At 66.3% G+C, this 25,405-nt stretch carries 20 protein-coding genes; 6 read left to right on the forward strand and 14 right to left on the reverse strand.

Annotated elements, in window-relative coordinates; genetic code table 11:
- Positions 1-133 precede the first annotated feature (133 nt).
- On the reverse strand, positions 134-1,468 hold the full coding sequence (locus ABE459_RS09245; RefSeq protein WP_323830405.1) for a DUF3426 domain-containing protein: 1,335 nt from the start codon (positions 1,466-1,468) through the stop codon (positions 134-136).
- A 43-nt stretch (positions 1,469-1,511) separates the two neighbouring features.
- Positions 1,512-2,390, reverse strand: coding sequence for a 50S ribosomal protein L11 methyltransferase (gene prmA, locus ABE459_RS09250; RefSeq protein ID WP_125465703.1), 879 nt, complete (start codon positions 2,388-2,390; stop codon positions 1,512-1,514).
- A gap of 177 nt (positions 2,391-2,567) precedes the next feature.
- Between prmA and ABE459_RS09255 the strand changes: the two genes are divergently transcribed.
- Positions 2,568-3,104 (forward strand): hypothetical protein, encoded by a 537-nt coding sequence (locus ABE459_RS09255; protein ID WP_323830404.1) that lies wholly within the window; start codon positions 2,568-2,570, stop codon positions 3,102-3,104.
- Between the two features lie 297 nt (positions 3,105-3,401).
- Here the strand turns inward: ABE459_RS09255 and ABE459_RS09260 are convergent, their stop codons facing one another.
- Genes ABE459_RS09260 through ABE459_RS09280 form a run of 5 tightly spaced genes read right to left on the reverse strand, consistent with a single transcriptional unit; the run spans position 3,402 to position 8,733 of the window.
- Positions 3,402-4,466, reverse strand: a complete 1,065-nt coding sequence (locus ABE459_RS09260) for a 2,3-butanediol dehydrogenase (RefSeq protein ID WP_223277232.1) — start codon at positions 4,464-4,466, stop codon at positions 3,402-3,404.
- Between the two features lie 52 nt (positions 4,467-4,518).
- On the reverse strand, positions 4,519-5,625 hold the full coding sequence (locus ABE459_RS09265) for an acetoin dehydrogenase dihydrolipoyllysine-residue acetyltransferase subunit (RefSeq protein ID WP_323830403.1): 1,107 nt from the start codon (positions 5,623-5,625) through the stop codon (positions 4,519-4,521).
- Positions 5,622-6,644, reverse strand: a complete 1,023-nt coding sequence (locus ABE459_RS09270) for an alpha-ketoacid dehydrogenase subunit beta (RefSeq protein ID WP_125465699.1) — start codon at positions 6,642-6,644, stop codon at positions 5,622-5,624. Before ABE459_RS09270 ends, ABE459_RS09265 begins: the two co-directional genes overlap by 4 nt.
- A gap of 33 nt (positions 6,645-6,677) precedes the next feature.
- A complete protein-coding gene (locus ABE459_RS09275; RefSeq protein WP_125860568.1) occupies positions 6,678-7,655 on the reverse strand; it encodes a thiamine pyrophosphate-dependent dehydrogenase E1 component subunit alpha in 978 nt (325 codons plus the stop codon).
- A 22-nt stretch (positions 7,656-7,677) separates the two neighbouring features.
- On the reverse strand, positions 7,678-8,733 hold the full coding sequence (locus tag ABE459_RS09280; protein ID WP_125465697.1) for an NAD(+)/NADH kinase: 1,056 nt from the start codon (positions 8,731-8,733) through the stop codon (positions 7,678-7,680).
- A 279-nt stretch (positions 8,734-9,012) separates the two neighbouring features.
- Between ABE459_RS09280 and ABE459_RS09285 the strand changes: the two genes are divergently transcribed.
- Positions 9,013-10,866 carry a sigma-54-dependent Fis family transcriptional regulator gene (locus tag ABE459_RS09285; RefSeq protein WP_323830401.1) on the forward strand — a complete coding sequence of 618 codons (1,854 nt, stop codon included), beginning with the start codon at positions 9,013-9,015 and terminating at the stop codon, positions 10,864-10,866.
- A 94-nt stretch (positions 10,867-10,960) separates the two neighbouring features.
- Here ABE459_RS09285 and accC read toward each other — a convergent pair whose 3' ends face one another.
- From accC to ABE459_RS09315, 6 genes are all read right to left on the reverse strand, one after another.
- Positions 10,961-12,316 (reverse strand): acetyl-CoA carboxylase biotin carboxylase subunit, encoded by a 1,356-nt coding sequence (accC, locus tag ABE459_RS09290; RefSeq protein ID WP_323830400.1) that lies wholly within the window; start codon positions 12,314-12,316, stop codon positions 10,961-10,963.
- A 17-nt stretch (positions 12,317-12,333) separates the two neighbouring features.
- Positions 12,334-12,795 carry an acetyl-CoA carboxylase biotin carboxyl carrier protein gene (accB, locus tag ABE459_RS09295; RefSeq protein ID WP_125465694.1) on the reverse strand — a complete coding sequence of 154 codons (462 nt, stop codon included), beginning with the start codon at positions 12,793-12,795 and terminating at the stop codon, positions 12,334-12,336.
- Positions 12,796-12,893: 98 nt separating this feature from the next.
- Positions 12,894-13,346, reverse strand: coding sequence for a type II 3-dehydroquinate dehydratase (gene aroQ, locus ABE459_RS09300; protein WP_011535870.1), 453 nt, complete (start codon positions 13,344-13,346; stop codon positions 12,894-12,896).
- 177 nt (positions 13,347-13,523) lie between these two features.
- The gene (locus ABE459_RS09305) at positions 13,524-15,287 is read right to left on the reverse strand and encodes a protein-disulfide reductase DsbD (RefSeq protein WP_323830399.1); all 1,764 of its coding nucleotides are present in this window, start codon (positions 15,285-15,287) and stop codon (positions 13,524-13,526) included.
- A gap of 175 nt (positions 15,288-15,462) precedes the next feature.
- Complete coding sequence (locus ABE459_RS09310; RefSeq protein WP_258705176.1) at positions 15,463-17,424, reverse strand: methyl-accepting chemotaxis protein; 1,962 nt, start codon at positions 17,422-17,424, stop codon at positions 15,463-15,465.
- 277 nt (positions 17,425-17,701) lie between these two features.
- Complete coding sequence (locus tag ABE459_RS09315) at positions 17,702-19,318, reverse strand: PleD family two-component system response regulator (RefSeq protein ID WP_125465691.1); 1,617 nt, start codon at positions 19,316-19,318, stop codon at positions 17,702-17,704.
- Between the two features lie 249 nt (positions 19,319-19,567).
- Between ABE459_RS09315 and ABE459_RS09320 the strand changes: the two genes are divergently transcribed.
- From ABE459_RS09320 to speA, 4 genes are all read left to right on the forward strand, one after another.
- Positions 19,568-20,635, forward strand: coding sequence for a DUF2333 family protein (locus ABE459_RS09320; protein WP_125465690.1), 1,068 nt, complete (start codon positions 19,568-19,570; stop codon positions 20,633-20,635).
- 1 nt (position 20,636) lies between these two features.
- The gene (locus ABE459_RS09325; protein WP_323830398.1) at positions 20,637-21,173 is read left to right on the forward strand and encodes an NUDIX hydrolase; all 537 of its coding nucleotides are present in this window, start codon (positions 20,637-20,639) and stop codon (positions 21,171-21,173) included.
- 254 nt (positions 21,174-21,427) lie between these two features.
- The gene (locus ABE459_RS09330; protein WP_125465688.1) at positions 21,428-21,799 is read left to right on the forward strand and encodes a translation initiation factor Sui1; all 372 of its coding nucleotides are present in this window, start codon (positions 21,428-21,430) and stop codon (positions 21,797-21,799) included.
- A 150-nt stretch (positions 21,800-21,949) separates the two neighbouring features.
- Positions 21,950-23,863, forward strand: coding sequence for an arginine decarboxylase (gene speA, locus ABE459_RS09335; protein WP_125465687.1), 1,914 nt, complete (start codon positions 21,950-21,952; stop codon positions 23,861-23,863).
- Between the two features lie 111 nt (positions 23,864-23,974).
- On the opposite strand, the gene ABE459_RS09340 is transcribed toward speA, so the two are convergent.
- Positions 23,975-25,312 (reverse strand): MATE family efflux transporter, encoded by a 1,338-nt coding sequence (locus tag ABE459_RS09340; RefSeq protein WP_323830397.1) that lies wholly within the window; start codon positions 25,310-25,312, stop codon positions 23,975-23,977.
- Positions 25,313-25,405: the final 93 nt, after the last annotated feature.

Below are 25,405 nucleotides of genomic sequence, written 5' to 3' on the forward strand. Positions count from 1 at the left end.
GGGTGGGCATAATACCCGCTCTCGATGACCGGATAAAGATGAATCTGGATAAAATCTGAACAGTTGCGGCGTTATGCCCAAGGGTTTGGGACAGCCGGTTGGCGCCGGTGAGCCGGCGCCGGGCAGGGCCGGATCACTCCGGCGAGCGGAAGCTCAGGCTGTAGTTCACCGCCTTGGGCCCCGGGTCGAGGATGTCCAGAGCGATGTGGATCGGTGTCTGGCTGGGCATCTCGCCACGGCCGGCCAGCTCCCCCGACAGGTACTCGCTGGGCTTGAAGCGTCGGCTGGCGATCAGCTGGCCATTGAGGTCGGCGAAACGCAGCTCCAGCAGCGGGAAAGGTTGGGCGAAGGGGGCGCGGTTGTAGATGATCGCATCGACGATCAGCGCGCCTTTGAAGTCAGGGTGGCTGCGCACCACCAGGTTGCTGCTCTTGATCCGCGAAATGTCGACGCGGGTCGGCACCTGGCAGCCGACCATCGGGCACAGCTGCTGGAACCACGGGCGGTACTGGTCCTGGCGAGCCATTTCGTCGAAGTGGTACCAGATGTACTGGAATGCCAGCAAACCGGCCGCCAGCAGCGTCAGCAGCCCCCACAACAGGCGCTTGCCCCAGTTCGGGGCGGGCTTTTCCCAGCCCAGTTGCAAGGGGTCGTCGACCACATCGACCAGCGGTTCCTTGCGCGTGCGCTCGGGTTTGAGCGCCAGGCTCGGCTCCACACGCTCGTCGGGCTGTTCGTCCAGTTCGTCCGCATCGCGGGCCGACAGGCGTTCGCTGCGCAGGCCGTCGTCCAGTGCCGACAGGCCTGGCTCGGGGAGCGGCTCGTCGCGGCTGGTCAAGCGTTCGACCGGCGCATCGAGGTCATCGTGCTGTGCTGGGTGGCTGACGGCCGGTTCGTCGTCGAGGTCGAGCTCGGCGCTGCCCAGGGTCGGTTCGGTGCGTTCGTCGGCAGCCGGCACCAGGTCCAGCGGCTCCTGTTCTACCAGTACCGGCGCCTCGGTGTGCTGCGCCAGGGGCTCGACAGGGTCGTCGGTGGCGGTGCCGAATGGCTCGTCGCTGTGTTCGTCGATGCCGTGCTCGTCACGGCTGGCATGCAAGGTGGGTGCTGGTGTGGCGGCCCGCCGGTCGCCGGGGCTACGCCGTTCCAGGCGAGCCAGCTCCTGATCGAGGTCGAAGTCTTCCAGCGCCTCGGCGGTGCTGGCCCAGTCCTGCTTGACCGGCGGCACCGGCTCTATGGCCGGTGCCACGACCTGTGCCACGACCGGCTCGGCCGCCTGCTCAGGCTCGGCGGCCGGAGTTGCCGGCTGCCCCGTCGCCGCGCGATTCTGCTCCAGCAACTGCTTGGCGGCGTTGAACACCTGCAGGCAGTTGCCGCAGCGCACCACGCCACGCGCCACGCTCAACTGGTGATGGGTGACGCGAAAGCTGGTCTGGCAATGTGGGCACTGGGTGACGAAACTGTCGGTCATGCGGCGATCCGGGGGGCTGTGCAGGTGTTGAGTCTAGGCGCGGTTAGCGGCGGCGACCACTGATCCGTACCCAGCCGTCGCGTACGGCAATAGGGTCCAGATCGAAGTCGGCGGCGTAGGCCGCGGCCACTTCCTCACCCTGTTCGGCAAGGATGCCCGACAGCGCCAGCAGGCCGCCGGGGCGTACCAGGCCGGACAGTTGCGGCGCCAGCGCCACCAGCGGGCCGGCCAGGATGTTGGCGACCAGCACGTCGGCCTGCATGGCCGGCATGTGCTCGGGCAGGTACAGGGGGAACCTGTCGTCGGCGATGCCATTGCGCTGGGCATTGTCGCGCGAGGCTTCCAGCGCCTGCACGTCGATGTCGGTGCCGACCGCTTCACGGGCGCCGAGCAGCAGCGCGGCGATGGCGAGGATGCCCGAGCCGCAGCCGAAGTCCAGCACCTGGGTGCCTTGCAGCTGTTGGCCGTCGAGCCATTCCAGGCACAGGGCAGTGGTCGGGTGGGTGCCGGTGCCGAACGCCAGGCCCGGGTCGAGCAGCAGGTTGACCGCGTCCTTTTCCGGGGCCTCGTGCCAGCTCGGTACGATCCACAGGCGCTGGCCGAAGCGCATGGGCTGGAAACCGTCCATCCAGCTGCGTTCCCAGTCCTGGTCCTCGATCACCTCGGCCTGGTGCTCGGGCAGTGCGGCGCCGGTCAGCAGGGTCAGGTGGGCGAATACCGCGTCGGGCTGGGTGTCGGCCTCGAACAGCGCCAGCAGGTGGGTATGCGACCACAGCGGGGTGGTGTTGAGGTCCGGTTCGAAGATCGGCTGGTCTTCGGCGTCCATGAAGGTCACCGACACAGCACCCACTTCCAGCAGGGCGTCTTCGTAGGTTTCGGCTTGTTCCGGGCTGATGGCCAGGCGTACTTGCAGCCAGGGCATGGCGGGCACCTTTGATAAATCGACAGGGGCAGCCCGAGGCTGCGCGAAAGGGCGCCAGTTTACGTCAGGCGGGCGCTAAAAGGGAGTGAGGTGGCGAGCGGGGCATAGCAATAGATACCGCGGATCCGTTTCTGGTCAGCGTCAGACTGCAGGCACATTCACTGTGAGGTACTGATAATGACCAACCAAACACTGCACGCGCGGATGACTCAATGGGGCGAAATCGTCGAAGAGCGTCTGGCCACTCAAATGTCGCTGCAGGCGGTGATCGAAGAGCAGATTGCGGTCGAATTCCAGTTTCTGGTGCCCGAAGTGGCGTTCACCCCGGAGCTGCTGTCGGCGCTTTACCAGGCCTCGGTCATGCGCGCCAGCGGGTTGTTTGCGGAGACTGAGGCAGACGCCGAGCAGCCATGGCGAGAGCAGGTGCCGGAAAGCCAGCATGAAAGCGTGGAAATCGTGATCGAGAGTGTCAGTGTGCGTTTCATCACTGCCTATGACGACGCTCTGCGGCGCCACTGGTTGCGACGCCCCGCCGATCTGGTGGATTCGACGCTCTATGTTCAGCGTCTGCGCGATGTGCTGTTCGATCATGTGATGGACCTGCAGACACTGCTGGAGCAAGGTCATGCCGGTGATGCCCTGCATGGGCATATCCAGGCTTACCAGCAGGCTTGGTCCGACCAGGCAGCCTCGCTCCTGCTGGCCTGGCAGTAGTAGCTGGGCGCTGCTGCGCAGCCAGTCGCTGGCAAGCCAGCCCCCACTCTATGAGCTTGCACGTCCGCTGTAGGAGCGGCCTTGTGCCGCGAAAGGGCTGCAGAGCAGCCCCGGCGATTTCTGCTTTCACGCTGAAATCCTGGGGCCGCTTCGCGGCCCTTTCGCGGCACAAGGCCGCTCCTACAAAGGACGCGCGAGGCCCAAGGGCATGCGCTGTCCCTGTGGGAGCTGGCTTGCCAGCGAAAGGGCCGCAAGCCGCTTAACCGATCGGTATTGGTGCCTGGGCCCTTTCACCACTCACGACGCGCCCGGCGAAACGATGATCTTCACGTTGTGCTCCTTGTTGTTGACCAACTCCTCGAAGCCCAGCTCGACGATCTGCTCCAGCCCGATACGCCCGGTCACCAGCGGCCGGATATCCAGTCGCCCGTCATTGATGAAGGCGATCACGTCGGCGAACTCGCCGTTGTAGGCCAGCGCGCCGAGCACCTGTTTCTCGGTGGCCACCAGTTCGAAGAAGTTGAATTCGCTGGGTTCTTCGAAAATGCCCACCAGTACGCACTTGCCGGCCTTGCGAATCGTGTCGATGGCCAGCTTGGCGGTGTGCTTGTTGCCGATGCACTCGAAACTCACATCGGCCCCCAGCCCGCCGGTCAGTGCGCGGATCTCGGCCAGGGCGTCGCACTGGCTGGGGTCGAGCACGCTGCTGGCTCCCACTTCCAGCGCCTTGGCCTTGCGCGCCGAGGACATTTCCAGGGCGATCACCTGCGCCGCACCGGCGGCCTTGGCGCACATGATGGTGCACAGGCCGATGGTGCCGGCACCGACCACCACCACGTTCTGCCCCAGCAGGCTGCCGGCCTTCTTCACCGCGTGCATGCCCACCGCCAGCGGCTCGATCAGCGCCCCTGCCTCGCGCGGGAAGCCCTCGGGCAGCTTGTACAGCAGGTTGGCCGGCACGTTGACCCGCTCGGCGAAGGCGCCGTTGTTCATCAATCCGGTGAAGGCCAGCTGCTCGCAGATGTTGTACAGGCCGTGGGTGCAGTAATAGCAAGTGCCGCAGTGCTGGCAGGCATCCGCCGCCACCGGGTCACCCACGGCGTAGCCCTGCACGCCGTCCCCGAGCTGGACGATCTCGCCGCAGAACTCATGGCCGAGGATGCACTGACCCTGGATGCCGGTCAGCGGGTGCGGCGCCTCGACCGGGATGAACACGGGGCCGGCGACGTACTCGTGCAGGTCCGAGCCGCAGATGCCGCACCAGTCCACCTTGATCTGCACCCAGCCGGGCGGCGGGTCGGCGGGCAGCGGCACCTGTTCGACGCGGATATCGTGGCGGCCATGCCAGACGGCGGCGCGCATATGGGTGTGGCTCAGGTCGTTCATTGTTGTTCTCCAGGCTCACGTAAAAGGGTCAGTGCTTGCGCAGGAAGGCCAGCAACTGCTGGTTGACCTGCTCGGCGGCTTCCATCTGCACCATGTGGCCGACTGCCGGGATCACCTGCACTTCGGCGTCCAGGCCATCTGCATGGCTGGCCGGGATGATCGCGTCGGCGGCGCCCCACAGCACCAGCGCCGGGTGCTGGCCGAGCACGGCGCGCAGGTCGTGGCGCTGCCGGTCGCCGTCGGCCAGGGCAGCCGACAGTTGCTGCAGTGCGCTGTCGACGCCCTCCAGGCGCTTGAACTTGAGCATGTCTTCGAGCAGTTGCCGGGTGACCAGCCCCGGGTCGGCGAACAGCAGGCTCATCGGCCCCTTCAGCGCATTGCGGTTGGCGGCGGCGACGAAGCCTTGCAGGTACTGGCCATTGATGGCCTCGCCGAGCCCGGCGCTGGCGATCAGGCTCAGGCTGGCCACGCGCTGGGGCGCCCGGCGGGCGAGGTTGAGGCTGACCGCGCCGCCCATGGAGTGGCCGGCCAGGTGCGCACGGGGGATATCCAGGTGGTCGAGCAGGGCCAGCACCGCGTCGCTCAGTTCATCCAGATCGCCCTGTTGCAGGGCCTTGGCCGACTCGCCATGGCCGGGTAGGTCGAGGGCGATGACTCGCCGCTCGGCGGCCAATGCCGGGTGGTTGAACAGCCAGTTGTTGAGGTCGCCGCCGAACCCGTGCACCAGCACCAGCGGCGTGCCGCCTTCGCCCAGCTCGAACCAGCGCAGCAGGCGCCCGTTCACTTCGGCCTTCTGCGGCGTCGGCCCCTGGGCCTGCTCGGCGCCGCCCTCGGCGACGAACTCGGCCTGGAAGCGCTGCACCACGGCGTCGATCTCGGCTTCTTCGGCTTCACCTTCGACCACCACCGCCAGCAGCGCGCCCACCGGCAGGGTTTCGTCGGGCTGCGCCACCAGCCGGCGCAATACGCCGCTGAACGGGGCTTCGACGCTGCTGCTGATCTTGTCGGTCTCGACGTCCAGCACTTCGTCGCCCTTGTGGATTTCATCGCCTTGCTGCTTGAGCCAGGTGTCCACCCGGCCCTCGGTCATCGACAGGCCCCACTTGGGCATGGTCAGTGTGTGGATCTGGCTCATGCGGCGCTCCTTGCAGCTTCGATCACTTTGCGCACGGCGGCCTCGACCTTCGCCGCATCGGGGATGTACAGGTCTTCCAGGGCGTCGGAGAACGGCACCGGGGTGTGCGGCGCGGTGACCATCTCGATCGGGCCCTTGAGGGCGCCGAACGCTTTCTGTGCCACCAGTGCACTGATATCGGTGGCCATCGAGCAGCGTGGGTTGGCTTCGTCGATCACCACCAGGCGCCCGGTCTTCTCGACGCTTTCCAGGATGCTGTCTTCATCCAATGGGCTGGTGGTGCGCAGGTCCAGCACTTCGCAGTCGATGCCCTGGCGCGCCAGGTTGTTGGCCGCCTCCAGCGCCACATGGACCATGCGCCCGTAGGTCACCAGAGTGATGTCGTCGCCGTCGCGGACGAAGTTGGCCTCGCCGAACGGCACCGTGTAGACCTCTTCCGGCACCTCGCCCTGCATGCTGTACAGCAGCTTGTGCTCGCAGAAGATCACCGGATCGTTGTCGCGGATCGCCTGGATCAGCAGGCCCTTGGCGTCGTACGGCGTAGCCGGGCACACCACCTTCAGGCCGGGGATATGGGTCCATAGCGAGGTGAGCATCTGCGAGTGCTGGGCGGCGGCGCGCAGGCCGGCGCCGTACATGGTGCGCATCACCAGCGGGGTGACCGCCTTGCCGCCGAACATGTAGCGGAACTTGGCGGCCTGGTTGAGGATCTGGTCCAGGCAGCAGCCGGCGAAGTCGACGAACATCAGTTCGCACACCGGTCGCAGGCCCTGGGTGGCGGCGCCCACGGCCGCCCCGACATAGCCGATCTCCGACAGCGGTGCATCGAGCACGCGGCCGGGGAACTGGTGGTACAGGCCCTTGGTGACGCCGAGCACGCCGCCCCAGGCATCGTCCTCGCCGGGTGCACCGGCGCCGCCGGCGACGTCCTCGCCGATGATGAACACCGTGCTGTCACGACGCATTTCCTGGGCCAGCGCTTCGTTGATGGCCTGCTGGTAGCTGATCTTTCTTGCCATGGTGGTGCTCCTTCTTGTTCTTGTAATCCGGGCTCAGGGGTAGCTGACGTAGACGTCGGTGAGCAGGTCGGCGGGCTGTGGCTTGGGGTCGGACTTGGCGCGCTGCACGGCGTCCTCGATCAGGTCGGCGACACGGGCGTCGATGGCGTCGAGCTGTTCCGGGCTGAGCAGGCCGGCGCGGGTGGTCTTGTTGCGAAACTGCAGCAGGCAGTCGCGCTGCTCGCGCAGGTTCTTCACCTCGTCCGGGGCGCGGTAGGTCTGGGCGTCGCCTTCGAAATGGCCGTAGTAGCGGCTGAGCTTGACCTCGATCAGCGACGGCCCCTGGCCTGCGCGGGCGCGTTCGATGGCGGCGCCGGCGGCTTCGTGCACGGCGAAGAAGTCGAAGCCGTCGATGGTCACGCCCGGCATGCCGAAGCCGGCGGCGCGGTCGGCGATATGGTCGCAGGCCACCGACCAGGTCGAGGCGGTGGCCTCGGCGTAGCCGTTGTTCTCGGCGACGAAGATGCACGGCAGGTTCATGATCGAGGCCAGGTTCATCGCCTCGAACACGGCACCCTCGTTGGAGGCGCCATCGCCGAAGAAGGCGATCGATACATCGTCGCGGCCCTTGAGCTTGGCCGCCAGGGCGGCGCCGGCCACCAGGGGCGCGCCGGCACCGACAATGCCATTGGCACCGAGCATGCCTTTCTCCAGGTCGGCGATGTGCATCGAGCCGCCCTTGCCGCCGCACACGCCGGTCTTCTTGCCGTAGATCTCGGCCATCATCCCGTACACGTCGACGCCCTTGGCGATGCAGTGGCCATGGCCACGGTGGGTGGAGGCGATGCAGTCGCTGTCGCGCAGGTGGGCCATGACCCCGGCGGCGGAGGCTTCTTCGCCGGCATACAGGTGGACGAAGCCAGGGATCTCGCCGGTGGCGAACTCCACGTGCAGGCGTTCTTCGAAGGCGCGGATGGTGCGCATCACTTCATAGGCATGCAGCAGCTGTTGCGAACTGAGCTGATTGGACATCTTGTTGTTCTCCAGGGTTGTCTCAACACGGGGTTGCAGGGTGCAGCCGGTGGCCGCGCGGGACCGCCAGCAGGTGATGGCGGGCGGCATGCGCGAGCACGGCTTCGACGTCCACGGTCAGCGGGCCCTGGGCGTCGAGGGTGATGGTCGGGGTGTCGTGGGCGGCGAACTCGATCTCGCGCTCGCCGTCCAGGGCCAGGGTGCCGCTGGCCAGGCTCAGGCGCTGAGGGATGCCGGGCATGAGCGTGCCGCTGGCGCTGATCCCGCAGCCTTGCAGCAGGCCTGGGGCCAGTGGTGCGAGCAGGGCCTGGTCGGCACTGGCGTCAAGGCGTACCCAGGCGCCGTGCGGGTCCTGGCGCGAGACCGGCTGCCACAGCCCGCACAGGGCGGACAGGCCGATGGCGTGGGGTTCGGCGAAGCAGGCAAAGACCTCGGCCAGGTCATCGCTGCGGCTCAGGGCGCGGGCGCCGATGAAAGGCTGCGGCGACACGGCGACCTCGACCAGCGCCCACTCGCACAGGCCCTGCTCGGGCACCTTCACCAGCAGCCGTTTGTTGCGGCGCAGGCCGAGGCTCGGCGGGATGCGCCCGCTGGCCAGCAGGCCACCGGCCAGCCCAGCGCTGGTGGCTTCACGCAGTTCGGGGAAGGCGTTGTTGGTGCCGGTGGACAGCGTCAGCAGCGGTACGTCGCCGGCCTCGGCGGCCACCGCCTTGTGGGTACCGTCGCCGCCGAGCACGGCGATCATCGCCACGCCGGCCTCGACCATGCGCCGGGCAGCCAGGCGGGTGTCGGCCACGGTCTGGGTCAGTGGCAGGTCGAGCAGTTGCAGGGCTGGCCAGTGCTGCTCGCGGGCACCGGGGCCCTGGCTGGCCTTGAGCACGGCGGCGGCGATGCCGGTCATGTCGGTGGGCAGCAGCACCCCTGCGATACCGCAGGCACCGAAGGCAGCCAGCAGGCGCTGGATCGCCGAGGCCTTGTCGGTGCTGGAGTACAGCCCGGCGCTGGCGGTCAGACGGCGCAGGTCACGGCCGGAGGCAGGGTTGGCGATGATCCCTACGGTAGCGGCGGGTTGCGGCATGGCGCACCTCGAATTGTTGTTTGCCAGGGCAGGAGCAAGCGCGGTGCCAGGTTTCTGCAAAGGCGCTGGGAGTGCCGCAGCAGAGCGCTTGCGCCGCTGCTGACGGGCGCTGGCGAAGGCCCTTGGCGAGACGCCCGGTGCCAGGCCGGGCGGGCCTGGGCGAGACGCTGAGACGCTGCGTCTCAGGTGGGCCGGCAATCACACAGCGCTTGTCGGGGTATCCGCGCTGGCGCTTAATGGCCGCACAACGACAAGAACAATGAGAACCGGAGGGCCCCAATGCTTGCCGCGAACTCCAAAGCCCATGTCGACTGCGTCAGTCGGGTGCTGAAGAACGCCGAACGCCTGCCCCAGGCGCCGGTACCGCCGCTGATCCTCGACTCGTGGCGCCGTTCCATGGAGCTGTACCGCCTCGACCCTGCCTCCCAGCAGGGCCCGCGCATCCTTTCGCAAAGCCTGCTCAACGAATGCCGCGAGCGCGCCGAACTGTTCCTGCGCATCGCCAGTGATGCCGTCGCACGCCTGCATGAGCGGGTGCGTGGCGCCGACTACTGCGTGCTGCTCACCGATGCCCAGGGCCGCACCATCGATTACCGGGTCGAGGCTACGATCCGCAACGACTGCCGCAAGGCCGGGCTGTACCTGGGCACCTGTTGGTCGGAAGGCGAGGAGGGCACCTGTGGGGTGGCGGCGGTGCTGACCAGCAAGGCGCCGGTCACGGTGCACAAGCGCGATCACTTTCGCGCCGCGTTCATTGGCCTGACCTGCACCGCGGCGCCGGTGTTCGACCCGGCCGGCGAGCTGCTTGGGGTGGTGGACGTGTCGGCGTTGCAATCGCCGGATGACCGGCGCAGCCAGCACCTGATCCGCCAACTGGTCGAGCAGACCGCACGGGAGATCGAGAACGCCTTCTTCATGCACAGCGTGCAGGGCCATTGGGTGATGCGCGCCCATGGCACGCCGGGCTACGTCGAGAGCCAGCCGGACTACCTGCTGGCCTGGGACAGCGATGGCCGCCTGCAGGCGCTCAACAGCCTGGCCCGCCAGCGTCTGCTGGAACGTGACGGGCGGTTGCCCGAGCATATCGGCGAGTTGTTCGACCTGGACCAGTTGCGCCGCGCCCATGACGCTTCGGCCCAGCGCCTGCCGGGCTGGGGTGGGCTGTATGGGCGGGTCAGCGCGCCGCAACGGCGTGGGCGCGCTCAGCCCGTGCGCCAGGTGCAGGATGCGCGCATCGAACAGCACCTGCGCCTGGCCACGCGGGTCAAGGACTGCAACCTGGCGGTGCTGGTACAGGGCGAAACCGGCGCCGGCAAGGAGGTGTTCGCTCGCCAGTTGCACCAGCAGAGCCAGCGCCGCGAGGGGCCTTTCGTCACCCTCAACTGTGCGGCCATCCCCGAGAGCCTGATTGAGAGCGAACTGTTCGGTTATGTCGCCGGCGCCTTCACCGGCGCCTCGGCCAAGGGCATGCAGGGCCTGTTGCAGCAGGCCAATGGCGGCACGCTGTTCCTCGACGAGATCGGCGACATGCCGCTGCACCTGCAGACCCGCCTGCTGCGGGTACTGGCCGAAGGCGAGGTGGCGCCGCTGGGCGCGGCGCGGCGCGAGCGTGTGGATATCCAGGTGATCTGCGCCACCCACCGTGACCTGGCGGCGATGGTCGCTGAGGGGCGTTTCCGTGAGGATCTGTACTTCCGCCTGGCCAACGCCCGTTTCGAATTGCCGCCGCTGCGCGAGCGCGATGACCGGCTGGGGTTGATCCACCAGTTGCTGGGCGAGGAGGCGGCGGCCTGCGGGGTCGAGGTGCTGTTGGCGGACGCGGCCCTGGAGGCATTGCTGGTGTATCGCTGGCCGGGCAATTTGCGCCAGCTGCGGCAGGTGTTGCGCTATGCCTGTGCGGTGAGTGAGGGCGGGGAGTTGCAATTGCAGGACCTGCCGCAAGAGGTGCGCGGTGACGCGGTTGATTCGGCTGAAGGCGGCGCGTCTTGCCCGGCACGGCAGTTGCTGCTGGATGCACTGATCCGTCATCGCTGGAAACCGGCCGATGCGGCGCGGGCGCTGGGGATATCGCGGGCGACCCTGTATCGACGCGTGCATGAGCACCGGATCGAGATGCCGAGGATGAAGGGCTAAGGCACAAGGCCGCTCCTGCAGGGATCGGCGAACCGCTGGCAGGCAATAAAAAACCCCGGCACGGGGCCGGGGTTCTTTCATCTCGCTAACGCGATCACTCCTGGTTGGCCAGTTTGTGCTCGAGGTAGTGGATGTTGACGCCGCCTTTGCAGAAACCTTCATCACGCACCAGGTCGCGGTGCAGCGGGATGTTGGTCTTGATGCCGTCGACGACGATCTCGTCCAGGGCATTGCGCATGCGCGCCATGGCTTCGTCGCGGTCCTTGCCGTAGGTGATCAGCTTGCCGATCAGCGAGTCGTAGTTCGGCGGAACCGAATAACCGCTGTACAGGTGCGAATCGACGCGAACGCCGTTGCCACCCGGGGCATGGAAGTGCTTGACCGTGCCTGGGCTCGGGATGAACTTCTTCGGGTCTTCGGCGTTGATCCGGCACTCCAGCGAGTGACCACGGATCACCACGTCTTCCTGGCGGAACGACAGCTTGTTGCCAGCGGCGATGCTGAGCATCTCCTTGACGATGTCGATGCCGGTGACCATTTCCGAAACCGGGTGCTCGACCTGGACGCGGGTGTTCATCTCGATGAAGTAGAAGCGGCCGTTCTCGTACAGGAACTCGAAGGTACCGGCACCGCGGTAGCCGATCTCGATGCACGCGTCGACGCAACGCTTGAACACTTCCTGGCGGGCCTGCTCGTCGATGCCCGGGGCCGGCGCTTCTTCGAGAACCTTCTGGTGACGGCGCTGCAGCGAGCAGTCACGGTCGCCCAGGTGCACGGCGTTACCCTGGCCGTCGGACAGTACCTGCACTTCCACGTGACGTGGGTTGGTCAGGAACTTCTCCAGGTAGACCATCGGGTTGCCGAACGCAGCACCGGCTTCGGTGCGGGTCAGCTTGGCCGATTCGATCAGGTCTTCTTCCTTGTGCACCACGCGCATGCCGCGACCACCACCGCCACCGGCGGCCTTGATGATCACCGGGTAACCCACCTCGCGGGCGATTGCCAGCGCGGTTTCTTCGTCTTCCGGCAGCGGGCCGTCGGAGCCCGGAACGGTCGGCACGCCCGACTTGATCATGGCGTCCTTGGCCGACACTTTGTCGCCCATCAGGCGGATGGTGTCGGCTTTCGGGCCGATGAAGATGTAGCCGGAGTTTTCCACCTGCTCGGCGAAGTCGGCGTTTTCCGCGAGGAAGCCGTAACCCGGGTGGATAGCGGTGGCGCCTGTCACTTCAGCAGCGGCGATGATCGCCGGGATGTGCAGGTAGGATTCCTTGGACGGCGCCGGGCCGATGCAGACCGTCTCGTCCGCCAGGCCCAGGTGCATCAGTTCCTTGTCGGCCTTGGAGTAGACGGCGACGGTCTTGATACCCAGCTCTTTACAGGCACGCAGGATCCGCAGGGCAATTTCCCCGCGGTTGGCGATCAGGACTTTTTCGAGCTTCCCAGACATCGTTGGCTCTCCGCGGTTCAAACGATGGTGAACAGCGGCTGGTCGTATTCAACCGGCTGACCGTCTTCTACCAGGATGGCGTCGATCACACCGCCGATTTCGCATTCGATGTGGTTCATCATCTTCATGGCTTCGACGATGCACAGGGTGTCGCCCTTCTTCACGGTCTGGCCCACTTCGGCGTAGTTCGGCGAGGTCGGCGAAGGCTTGCGGTAGAAGGTGCCGACCATCGGCGAGCGCACCACGGTGCCTTTCAGGGCCGGGGCGCCAGCAGCGGCTTCGGCAGCCGGGGCAGCAGCAGCGGCAACCGGGGCGGCGACAGGCGCGGCTACCGGAGCAGGTGCGTAGTACTGTTGAGCGGCCGGAGTCTTGCTGTTACGGCTGATGCGAACGGACTCTTCGCCTTCCTTGATCTCCAGTTCGTCGATGCCGGACTCTTCCAGCAGTTCGATCAGCTTTTTGACTTTACGGATATCCATTAATCAGCAACTCCCAAGGTTCGGTCGGGGACTTAATTTGAAAACGTGTCGAAAACGTTTCATCTGAGCCTTGGCCGGTGGGCCAAGGCCTTGTGTCATCAGGGCTGTGCGTTGGCAGCCAGGTGTTCCAGCGCAGACTCCAGGGCCAGCCGGTAACCGGTGGCGCCCAGGCCGCAGATCACCCCTACGGCAACATCGGAGAAGTAGGAGTGATGACGGAACGGCTCGCGTTTGTGCACGTTGGACAAGTGCACTTCGATGAATGGGATGCTCACCGCGAGCAATGCGTCACGTAATGCGACGCTGGTGTGGGTGAAAGCGGCCGGATTGATCAGGATGAAGTCCACGCCTTCGTTACGCGCGGCGTGGATACGGTCGATCAATTCATATTCGGCATTGCTCTGCAGGTATTGCAGATGGTGGCCGGCGGCGCGGGCGCGCTGCTCCAGGTCCTGATTGATCTGCGCCAGCGTGGCTGCGCCATAGTGGCCCGGTTCGCGGGTGCCGAGCAGGTTCAGGTTGGGGCCGTGCAGCACCAGTAGGGTTGCCATCTGCGATTCCTTGATTTTGTAGGGCAATTCGACATAGCGCGGCGACTATGCCGCAAGCAGCGATGAGTGTCCAGTTCCCGGCAATAGCCAGCACGATGACCGAGATTCGCGCAAAGTATGTGACCAGATGATTAACTCTGGTCACTTGTTACCGGTTTTTTCACCGGTCGCGGGAAGTTATAGACCGAGTTGGCCGCGCACGCGCGCCAAAACCTGCGCAAAATCGCCGGCGTTTATCTCGCCAATCACCCGATCAGTGGTCATTTCGCTGCCGTTCGCCGCAAAGAACATCAGCGCGGGCGGGCCGAACAGGCGGTAGCGATCGAGCAGGGCGCGCTGTTCGGCGTTGCTCTGGGTGATGTCGAAGCGCAGCAGGCGGAACGCGCCCAATTGCTTGAGCACAGGCTCGGCGTTGAGTACTTCGTGCTCGATCACCTTGCAGCTGATGCACCAGTCGGCGTACCAGTCGAGCAGCACCGGTTGGCCTGCGGCCTTGGCCTCGGCCAGGGCCGCGTCGAGGGCGGCCGGGGTGGTGAGGGTCTGCCAGGCATCGGCCTTGGCCTGCGTTGGGACAGTGGCCGCGAGCGGTGCTGGCAGCGGGCGCAGCGGGTCGCCCTGGCCGTTCAGGGCGCCGTACCAGCAGGCCAGTGCGTACACCAGCAGTACCAGGCCGAGCAACTGCGCCAGGCGTTGGCGCGGTGACTTGACCACGAACTCCAGGGCGCCAAGGAACAGCGCCACGCCAGCGGCCAGCAGGCCGACCAGCAGCAGGGTCAGCGGACCCGGCAACACGCGGCTGAGCAGGCCGATGGCCAGGCCCAGCAGCAGTACGCCAATGGCGTTCTTGACGGTGTTCATCCACGGGCCGCTTTTCGGCAGCCAGGCCGCGCCGCCGGTGGCCACCAGCAGCAGCGGGGCGCCCATGCCCAGGCCCAGGGCGAACAGTTTCAGCGCGCCACCCATGGCGTCGCCGCTGGCGCTGATGTACAGCAGCGCACCGGCCAACGGCGCCGAAACACAGGGTGAAACCAGCAGGCTCGACAGCACGCCCAGCACCGCCGCACCCAGCAGCGAGCCGCCTCGGGTGTGGTTGGCGACCTTCTCCAGGCGGTTACCCAGCGCCTGTGGCAGCTTGATCTCGAACAGGCCGAACATGGCCAGGGCGAACAACACGAAGAACCCTGCGAACGGCACCAGCACCCAGGCCGACTGCAGGCGTGCCTGCAGGTTGAGGCCGGCGCCGAACAGGCCCATCAGCGCCCCCAGCACGGCGAAACTGGCCGCCATCGGCAGCACATACGCCAGCGACAGCGACAGGCCGCGCAGGCCGCCGACCTGGCCGCGCAGCACCACCCCGGACAGGATCGGCAGCATCGGCAGCACGCAGGGAGTGAAGGTCAGGCCAAGGCCCGCGAGGAAGAACAGCGCCAGGGACTTCCAGTTCCAGCCGGTTTCAGCGGTGGCCGGCAGCGCGCCGCCTTCGCCCTCAATGCTCAGCCGTTCGGTTTCCGGCGGGTAGCACAGGCCCTTGTCGGCGCAGCCCTGGTAGCCCACCAGCAGGGTGAAGGCGCGTTGATCGGTGCGTGGCAGCTCGATGTCCAGTACGCCGTGATACACCTCGACGTCGCCGAAGAACTCGTCGTGCTTGGCCTCGCCCTTGGGGATGTTCGGTGCGCCCAGCGCGATGTCTGCAGGCTCGGTGCGGAACTGGAAGCGGTGGCGGTACAGGTAGTAGCCGTCGGTGGCGACGAAGCGCAGCTTGATGGTTTGCGCGTCGGCCTGCACCAGGCTGAGCTTGAAGGCTTCGTGTACCGGCAGGAAGTCGGCGCTGTTGGACAGCGAGGCGGCGCCGAGGGTGGCGCTGGGGCGGTTGTCGAGCAGGCCACTGGCGAAGGCGGGGCTGGCCAGCAGCAGGAACAGCAGGAAAAACAGGCGGCGCATGGCGGACTCGCAAGGTGGAACTTGGCGGGCATCATAGCGGAGTTGGCGGGAATTGGGGCCGCTGCGCGACCCATCGCGACACAAGGCCGCTCCTACAGGGGGGCGCGGTTTCCTGTAGGAGCGGCCTTGTGTCGCGATCGAGGGCAGAGCCCTCGCCATCCAGGCCATGCCGATCTTAAAGCCGGAACGCCCGCACCGCCGTATTCAACTCCCCGCCCAGCTTGAGCAACTGCTCGCCCTGCTCGCGCCCTTCACCAATACGCTGCAGGTTGTCCTCGCCCAGCTCGTGAATCCGCTCACTGTGCCCGCGAATCTCGCTCACCGCGCCGGTCTGTTGCGCGGTCACATCGGCAATCCGCACCGCGGTGTCGGCAATGGTGCGGATGGCGCTGACGATCTGGTCCAGCGCGCCATCGGCCGATTGCGCCTGGCTGGCGGTGGCCTCGGCATGCTCCAGCTGGGTGCGCATGCCGTCCACCGAGTCGCGGGCGGCCTGCTGCAGGCGGTCGATCAGCGCCTGGATCTCGCCGGTGGCGCCGGTGGTGCGCTGGGCCAGCGAGCGTACTTCGTCGGCGACCACGGCAAACCCACGGCCCATTTCACCGGCCCGGGCGGCTTCGATGGCGGCGTTGAGGGCCAGCAGGTTGGTCTGTTCGGCAATCGCGCGAATCACCGTGAGCACGCCGCCTATGGTGGCCGACTCCTCGGCCAGTTGTTCGATCATGCGGGCGTTGCCCTGCACCTCGTCGACCAGCGAACGCAGCCCGGACAGGCTCTGGCCGATCACCGTCTGGCCCTGTTCCACCGCACGCCCGGCGTGGTGGCTGGCCTCGGCGGCGGCGCTGGCATCGCCGGCCACCTGCTGGATGGTCGCCTCCAGCTCGCCCAGGGCATCGCGGATCTGCGCGGTGTCGCCGGCCTGGCGTTCGGCGCCGTCGTGCAAGGCGCTGCTCATGCCGGCCAGGGCGTGGCTGCTGCCGGCCACTTGCTCGGCGTTGTGGCGAATGGTGCCCACCAGCTCAACCAGGTACTGGCGCAGGCGGTTCAGCGACTCCTGGATGTCGTGCAGCTCGCGGTTGGTCTTGCCCAGCTCGATGGTTTGGGCGAAGTCGCCCTCGGCCCAGCGCGACAGGGCCGGCGCGAGGCTGCTCAGGGTGCCTGCCAGGCGCCGTTGCAGGGTGTCGATCAGCAGGGCGATGAGCAGGATCAGGCCGATCATCAGGCCCTGGAGGATCCGCACTTCGCCGGCGATCTTGCCGTGTTGGGCGCGCACCTGTGGCTCGAGCCCGGCGATGGCCTGCTGCACGGCGTCAAGACGCTCGCCAGTGCTGGCGGCGAGGGCGGCGCGCCGCTCGATCTGCTCGCGGGTGCGTTGCAGCTCGGCGGGGTAACGCTTGAGCAGGCTTTGCAGCTCGCGCTTGAGGCCGACCGCGACGTCTTCCTGCTGGGCGCTGGTTTGCGCGTCCAGGCCCATCATGGCGGCAAAGTCGTCGGCGTTGGATTCGGCGGCGCGGGTTACCCCCAGCAGCGGCAGGCCGTCGAGGGTCTGGGCCTGGGCGGCGATCAGTTGCAGTTCGCGCTGCACTTCATCGGCCAGTTCCGCGCGGCCACTGCTGACCAGCTTGTCGCGGGCCAGCGACAGCCGGCCCAGGTGCAGGGTGGCCTCCATCAGCGGCGCAAGGTAGCGACTGGCCTCGGCGCTGCCGCTGTCGCGGGCGTAGCCTGCCAGTTGTTCAAGGTTGGCCCCCAGCTCGCGCTCGGCCTGCAACAGCAAGGCCTGGGGATCGCCGGCCAGCTTGCCGGCGGCCAGCAGTTCGTTGGCGGTGAAGGCCTGCAGGCTGTCGAGGCTCGGGCGCAGTTCGCCCGACAAGTCCTCGGGCCAGTCAGCCAGGGCGGCCTGCAGTTGCTTGTTGGCTTCCACGGCGGCGGCGTGGCGCAGGGCATCACCGCTGGCCAGGTAGGCCTGGGTGTTGCGCGCGGCGTCGTTCTGGAACTGCTGCGACAGGCCCAGGTAGCGTTCCATCAGTTGATAGGGGCGCTCCAGCGCACGTTGTGACCACCACAGGGTCGCGCCCAGGGCGATGCACACGGTTACCAGCAACAGGGTGTTGAAATTGGTCAGCCACTTCAGGCGCATAGCCGCGGACTTCCTGCGGGGAGTGGAGGTAGGTGCCTGAAGTTATTGCGGTTTTATGACGAGGTGATGACGACGCGGGGTTGGCGTCAAAAATAAGTGGCACAGTGCCGGTATCGGGGTGGATGGCACCGGCTCTGCCGGTGTTCGCGGGTAAACCCGCTCCCACAGGATACGCGCCGCTTTGACGCCAAGCGTTGTATCTGTTGGGGCGCAGCCTGCGATGAGTTAAACGCAGGCAGTACAAGACAGTTGCTCCTACACAGAGCGGTGGCGCAGGTTACGGATCGACTCGCACCACGCAATTGCGCCCGGCATGCTTGGCCCGGTACAGCGCTTCATCCGCCGCGCTGGCCATGGTCAGCGCATCGAGGCTGTCATCCAGCTGCACCACGCCGCCGCTGAAGGTGCACTGCAGGTCATGCGGCTGCGCCGGGTAATGGATTTCGGCAAAGCGCCGGCGGATGTCGTCGAGCACCTTGTGCGCGGCAGCCAGCCCGGTGTTGGGCATGACGATGGCGAACTCCTCGCCGCCATAACGGCCGATGAAGTCGGTCTTGCGCAGGCGTTGCTTGAGGAACAGCGCCAGGCTCTTGATCACCCGGTCGCCCATGGGGTGGCCATGGCGGTCGTTGATCTTCTTGAAATGGTCGATGTCGAGCATGGCGAAGCACAGCGGCTGCTCCTCGCGCCGGGCGCGGAAACTGCAGTCTTCGAGCAATTGCAGGATGTGGGTGTGGTTGTACAGCCCGGTGAGGCTGTCGCGGACCATGCGCGCCTTGAGGTGGCGGGCACGGGCGGCGCGGTTGCGCACGGTGGTGATCAGCTGGCGCGAGCGGATCGGCTTGGTGAGGAAGTCGTCGCCGCCCTCGCTCATGGCGTCGAGCTGCTTGTCCAGGTCGTCCTCGGCCGACAGGTAGATGATCGGCACGCTGACATAGCGGTCGTTGTGGCGGATCACCTTGGCCAGCTCCGGGCCGGTGCAGGCGGGCATGTACAGGTCGAGGATGATCAGGTCGGGCTGGAAGTCGGCCAGCTCGCTCATGGTGCGGATCGGCTCGGTGAGGGTGCGGGTGATGATCCCGGCGCTGTTGAGCAGGCGCTCGGTGTGCAGGGCCTGGGCGCGTGAATCGTCGATCACCAGCACACGGAACGGGTCGTACTGGGTGGCGCTGGTCAGCAGTTCGACTTTTTCCAGCAGGCTGGAAGCCTCCAGGGTGCCGGTGAGGAATTCCTGGCCGCCGGCGCGCACGGCGGCCAGGCGGGTGGGGGTATCGGTTTCGTGCAGGCTGAAGAACAGCAGCGGGATGTGCTGCTCCAGCCCTTGCTGGGCCTGGGCCGCCAGTTGCAGGCCGACGCCGGGGCCGGTGAAGTCCACGTCCATGATGATGGCCGCCGGCAGGCGCTCGCTCATCGACGCCTGGAAGGCGTTGGCGCTGAACAGCGCCTGCACGGTCAGGCCGAAGAACTCCAGTTGCTGGGCCAGGCGCTCGGCGCGCTCATGATCCTGCAGGACGATGTACACCGGTTTGCGCAGGGGCGGCAGCGGTACGTTGTCGAGCTGGTCGCCCTTGCGCAGGCCGGTGCGCGACAGGCGTTGCATCAAACGGTTGAGTTCGGCGATCAGTTCGGAGTTGAGCCGCGCGCTGTTGGCTTCTATCGCGCGCAGCGTCTGGCCGATAGCCGTGGACAGGCTGCCGTGCTCGGGTTGCTCGAAGCGCTCGGCGTAGCGCTGCAGCCGCAGGTTGGCTTCGCCCAGCTCGCCCAGGCCGGCGCTCGACCATTCACCACGCTGCAGGCGCTGCCAGATTTCGAGGATCTGCCGGGCCTGGTGGATGACCCGCTGGGCAAAATGCTGCTTGAGGCGCTCGTGGCTCGGGTCGGCTGGCTGGGTCATGTCCTGACTGCTTGTTAGTAGAGGAGGTGCAGGTTCAGTGATGGCTCTATGCTAGCACCGCTTTTCCGACAAGCGAGTGCCCAGGGTCAACAAAGTGTTCAGGGACGATTATTCAGTTGTCGACCCGTTGGTCGCTTATACGAATGGCGGCGTCTGCTTTATAGTGCTGCCACGCGGGCTTGCCGTGGCACCCTGGCGCCAACCAGAGGTCCAAGCCCTGTACCGTCTCCACTGATCAAGGACAATGCCATGCTGGATTGGAAAAACCGCGAGGCCAAAGCCGAGCCTCGCGAGCGGGTTGAAGCCCGTGGCTCGGCCACCCGTAGCTATCTTGGCGGCCTCTGGAGCCGCGCCTTGGGGACCCTGATCGGTCTGTACCTGCTGGTCTGCCTGGGCCTGGGTTGGTACTGGAGCGAGGAGCCGGCACTGTTCCCGGTGCAGCAGAACGCCCAGGCCGCCGCCGAGCGCAACGGCCAGCAGATGGTGATCGGCTACACCACCGTCGAAACCCTCAAGACCGTTGCCGGCACCCTGCTCGACAAGCCGGGTGGCTACATCTCCAACGACCGTTTCCCGCCCGGGCTGTGGATGGACAACATGCCGAGCTGGGAATATGGCGTGCTGGTCCAGGTCCGCGACTTGTCCCGCGCCTTGCGCAAGGACTTCGCCCGTTCGCAGTCGCAGTCAACCGAAGACGCCGACCTGGCCAAGGCCGAGCCGCGCTTCAACTTCGACAACAAGAGCTGGATCCTGCCGTCGAGCGAGTCGGAGTTCGAAGAGGGCATCAAGTCGCTCAGCCGCTACCAGAACCGTCTGGCCAAGGGCGACCAGGGCGCGATCTTCTATACCCGCGCCGACAACCTCAACAACTGGCTGGGTGACGTCGCGACCCGCCTGGGTTCGCTGTCGCAACGGCTGTCGGCCAGCGTTGGCCGGGTCAAGCTCAACAACACCCTGAAGACCGAGTCGGTGGCCCCGGGCCAGGCGCCCCAGGTCGATGAAGAAGTGGTCGAAACCCCGTGGCTGCAGATCGACAACGTGTTCTACGAGGCCCGTGGCCAGGCGTGGGCGCTGTCGCACCTGCTGCGCGCCATCGAGGTCGACTTTGCCGACGTGCTGGCGAAGAAGAACGCCACGGTCAGCGTGCGTCAGATCATCCGTGAGCTGGAAGCGTCCCAGGAAGCGCTGTGGAGCCCGATGGTGCTCAACGGCAGCGGCTTCGGCATGTGGGCCAACCACTCGCTGGTAATGGCCAACTACATTTCCCGGGCCAACGCCGCGGTCATCGACCTGCGCCAGCTGCTGTCCCAGGGCTGACATGCCCATCAGCCCTGCCGAGGTCGCGCACCGCGCGGCCTCCGACGCCGAACGGGTGGCCTGGGTGGATGACCACGACCAGCCGCTCGGCGCCTTGCCGCGGGCCGAGCTGCGTGAGCGCGGCCTGATCGGGCGCTGCACCTTCATCCTGCTGTTCAACAGTGCCGGCGACTTGTGCGTGCACCGGCGTACCCTGAGCAAGGCGCTGTATCCCGGGTATTGGGATGTGGCGGCGGGCGGTATGGTCGGGCATGAGGAAAGCTATGCCGACTCGGCGGCCCGGGAGCTGGAAGAAGAACTGGGGGTGAGCGGCGTTACGTTGCGCTTCCACGAGAAGTTCTACTTCGACCAGCCGGGCAATCGGCTGTGGTGCGCGGTGTTTTCGGCGGTGTGGGACGGGGCGTTGCGCTTGCAGCCCGAAGAGGTGAGCGAGGCGCGGTTCATCCCTGTCGAACAGGCCCAGGCCGAAAGCGCGCAGCGACCGTACTGCCCGGACTCGCTGGCAGCGTTGCAGCGGTACCAGGCTAGCCTGATCTGACCGATCGCGGGGCAAGCCCGCTCCCACGATATGAAGTGCAATTGCGTGGGAGCGGGCTTGCCCCGCGATGAGGTCGCAAAACATTCGTAAATTGGCGCAATCCTGTACTTAGCAAGCGCCGGATTTATCGTTACACTGCGCGCCCTTTTCGGGCTGCCGCACAACCTTGCGGCAGTAGCGCCGCCCCTGCCAGAGTGGGGCTTCGCGGTCGGCTCCCGTCGGCCAGTTTTTGTCCTCAGCACAGAGGCACAAAAGTGACCAAGAAAGCTTCTTCCTTCGCCGCCCTTGGCGGTCTCGTTTACTCCACCGATGCCGGTCGGCACTGCCCTGACTGTGGCAAACCGGTGGACGCCTGCATCTGCAGCCAGCAGGTCATCCCCGAAGGCGACGGCATCGCCCGCGTGCGCCGCGAAAGCAAAGGCCGCGGTGGCAAGACCGTGACCACGATCAGCGGTGTGCCGCTGCCCCTGGACCAGCTCAAGGAGCTCGCCACCGCCCTCAAGCGCCGCTGTGGCACCGGCGGCGCGCTCAAGGACGGGGTCATCGAAATCCAGGGCGACCACGTCGAGCTGTTGCTCGGCGAGCTGATCAAGCAGGGTTTCAAGGCGAAAAAGTCCGGCGGCTGAGGCCGTCACGGGATTTTTGCCCAAGGCTTTCTAAACTCGGTTCTGTGCGCGCGGTCTACCTGCGGGCACGGACGAATCGTCATTTTCAGCTTCTACACTGCGCCCGCCCCTTGCGGGGCAGTGTCTTCGACTTATCCATAGGGGACTTGAATGTCCGTACGACGCACACGCAAAGACGATGGTAGCCAATGGACCGTGGCGGACAGCCGCAGTGTTTACGGCATCCGCCATTGGGGCGCGGGTTATTTCGCCATCAATGAAGCCGGGCGCGTCGAAGTGCGCCCCAACGGCCCGGGCAGCGCCCCGATCGACCTGTACGAACAAGTCGATGAACTGCGCCAGAGCGGGCTGTCGCTGCCGCTGCTGGTGCGTTTCCCGGACATCCTGCAGGACCGCGTGCGCCAGCTGACCGGCGCATTCGACGCCAACATCGCGCGCCTGGAATACCAGAGCCAGTACACCGCGCTGTACCCGATCAAGGTCAACCAGCAGGAGGCGGTGGTCGAGAACATCATCGCCACGCAGAACGTCTCCATCGGCCTGGAAGCCGGCTCCAAGCCCGAGCTGCTGGCGGTGCTGGCGCTGGCCCCGAAAGGCGGCACCATCGTCTGCAATGGTTACAAGGACCGCGAGTTCATTCGCCTGGCACTGATGGGCCAGAAGCTCGGCCACAACGTGTTCATCGTGATCGAGAAGGAATCCGAGGTCGCCCTGGTGATCGAAGAGGCCGCCGAGCTCAAGGTGAAACCGCAGGTCGGCCTGCGCGTGCGCCTGTCGTCGCTGGCGTCGAGCAAGTGGGCCGACACCGGTGGCGAGAAGTCCAAGTTCGGCCTGTCCGCCGCCCAGCTGATCTCGGTGGTGCAGCGCTTCCGTGACGCCAAGCTGGATCAGGGCATCCGCCTGCTGCACTTCCACATGGGCTCGCAGATTGCCAACCTGGCCGACTACCAGCACGGTTTCAAGGAAGCGATCCGCTACTACGGCGAACTGCGCGCCCTGGGCCTGCCGGTGGATCACATCGACGTCGGCGGTGGCCTGGGCGTCGACTACGACGGCACCCACTCGCGCAACGCAAGCTCGATCAACTACGACATGGACGACTATGCCGGCGTGGTGGTCGGGATGCTCAAGGAGTTCTGCGACGCGCAGGGCCTGCCGCACCCGCACATCTTCTCCGAGAGTGGCCGTTCGCTGACCGCGCACCACGCCATGCTGGTGATCCAGGTGACCGACGTCGAGAGCCACAACGACGAAGTGCCGCGGATCGAGAACAAGGAAAGCCTGCCCGAGACCGTGCAGTGGCTGGCCGACCTGCTGGGCCCGACCGACATCGAGATGGTCACCGAGACCTACTGGCGCGCCACCCACTACATGGGTGACGTGGCTGCGCAGTACGCTGACGGCAAGCTGACCCTGGCCGAGAAAGCCCTGGCCGAGCAATGCTACTTCGCCGTGTGCCGCCGCCTGCACAACTCGCTCAAGGCCCGCCAGCGCTCGCACCGCCAGGTGCTCGACGAGCTGAACGACAAGCTGGCCGACAAGTACATCTGCAACTTCTCGGTGTTCCAGAGCCTGCCGGACACCTGGGCCATCGGCCAGGTGCTGCCGATCATCCCGCTGCACCGCCTGGACGAAGAGCCGCTGCGCCGCGCGGTGCTGCAGGATCTGACCTGCGACTCCGACGGCAAGATCAACCAGTACGTCGACGAGCAGAGCATCGAGACCAGCATGCCGGTGCATGCGGTCAAGGAGGGCGAGGACTACCTGCTGGGCGTGTTCCTGGTCGGTGCCTATCAGGAAATCCTGGGTGACATGCACAACCTGTTCGGTGACACCGACTCGGTGAACATCTACCAGAATGCCGATGGCAGCGTGTACCACGCCGGTATCGAGACCCACGACACCATCGAGGACATGCTGCGCTACGTGCACCTGTCACCGGAGGAGTTGATGACCCACTACCGCGACAAGGTCGCCAGCGCCAAGATCAGCGCGCGCGAGCGGACCCAGTTCCTGGATGCCTTGCGCCTGGGGCTGACCCGCTCTTCGTACCTGTCTTCTTGAGGTCTATTGGGGCTGCTTTGCAGCCCTTCGCGGGTAAACCCGCTCCCACGGTTGCGAGTCAGCCCTGTGGGAGCGGGTTCACCCGCGAAGGGCCGCAAAGCGGCCCCGGCGTCACTGAATCCAAAGCCGCTTCTGCTGCATCCGCCACCCCACCCATCCCAGTGTCACCGCCCGCAGCGCCATGAACAGCAAAAAGGCCAGCCACAAGCCATGGTTGCCCAACCCGCTCAACCCCAGCGCAAAGGGCAGGGCGATCAGCACCGACAGCAGCATTGCATTGCGCATCTCCCGCGCCCGCGTGGCGCCAATGAACAACCCATCGAGCAAGTAACTCCACACCGCGATCAACGGCAGCAGCGCCAGATACGGCAAGTACGGATACCCCGCCTTACGCACGCTGGCGATATCGGTTTGCAGGTCGATGAACAAATGCCCGCCCAGCAGGAACAGCACGGCAAAGCCCAGGCTGACGATCAGCGACCAGCCGCAGGCCACCACCAGTGCGCGGCGCAGGCTGTCGCGGTCGCGCGCGCCAATGGCATGGCCGCACAGGGCCTCCACCGCATGGGCCAGGCCGTCGAGCGCATAGGCGGTGAGCAAAAGGCCGTTGAGCAGCAGGGCATTGGCCGCCACCGTCGCCTCACCCAGGCGCGCGCCCTGCAGGGTCAGCAGCAGGAACACCAGTTGCAGTGCCAGGCTGCGCAGGAAGATATCGCGGTTGACCGCCAGCAGCGGTCGCCAGGCCTGCCAGCGTTGCAGCGCGGCCCAGGCAATGTGCCCGGGGTAGGCGCGCAGCGCCGGGCGGGTGAGGGCCAGGCCCAGCAGCGCACCGCTCCATTCGGCGATTACCGAGGCCCGGGCCGAGCCGATCACGCCCCAGTCCAGGCCCAGCACGAACCACAGGTTCAGGGCGATGTTGAGCAGGTTGGTGGTCAGCAGGATCGCCAACGGTGCCCGGGCGTTCTGGGTGCCGAGGAACCAGCCGACCAGGGCGTAGCTGGCCAGGGCTGCCGGCAGGCCGAACAAGCGGGTGTGGAAGAAGGCTTCGGTGGACGCGTGCAAGGCGGCGCTGGGCTGTATCGCCTGGAGCGCCAACTGGCTGAAGGGCAGGGCCAGCAGGCCGATCAGCCCGGCGAACGCCAGTGCCAGCAACAGCCCTTGCACCAGCACCTGGCGCAGCGCGGCGCCGTCGGCACGGCCGGCGGCCTGGGCGGCGAAGCCGGTGGAACCCATGCGCAGGAAGCCCATCAGGCCGACCATGAAGGTGAACAACGTGGCGCCGACGGCCACCGCGCCCAGCTGATGGGCATGGGGCAGGTGGCCAATCACCGTGCTGTCGACCAGCGCCACCAGCGGCACCGAGATGTTGGACAGGATCATCGGCGCGGCCAGGCCCCAGACCTTGCGGTGGGTGGGGCGGTGGTGCCAGGCGGTGGACAGTGAAGACATGTGGGCTCCAGCGGGGATGCAAATAGGGCAATCGCGGGGCAATACCCCAACCACCAGGACAAAAAAAAGGCGGGGGAACAGGCGTGACCCCCC

Origin of the sequence: Pseudomonas sp. TWI923 (genome assembly GCF_039673365.1) — a bacterium.
Classification (GTDB): Bacteria; Pseudomonadota; Gammaproteobacteria; order Pseudomonadales; family Pseudomonadaceae; genus Aquipseudomonas; species Aquipseudomonas sichuanensis.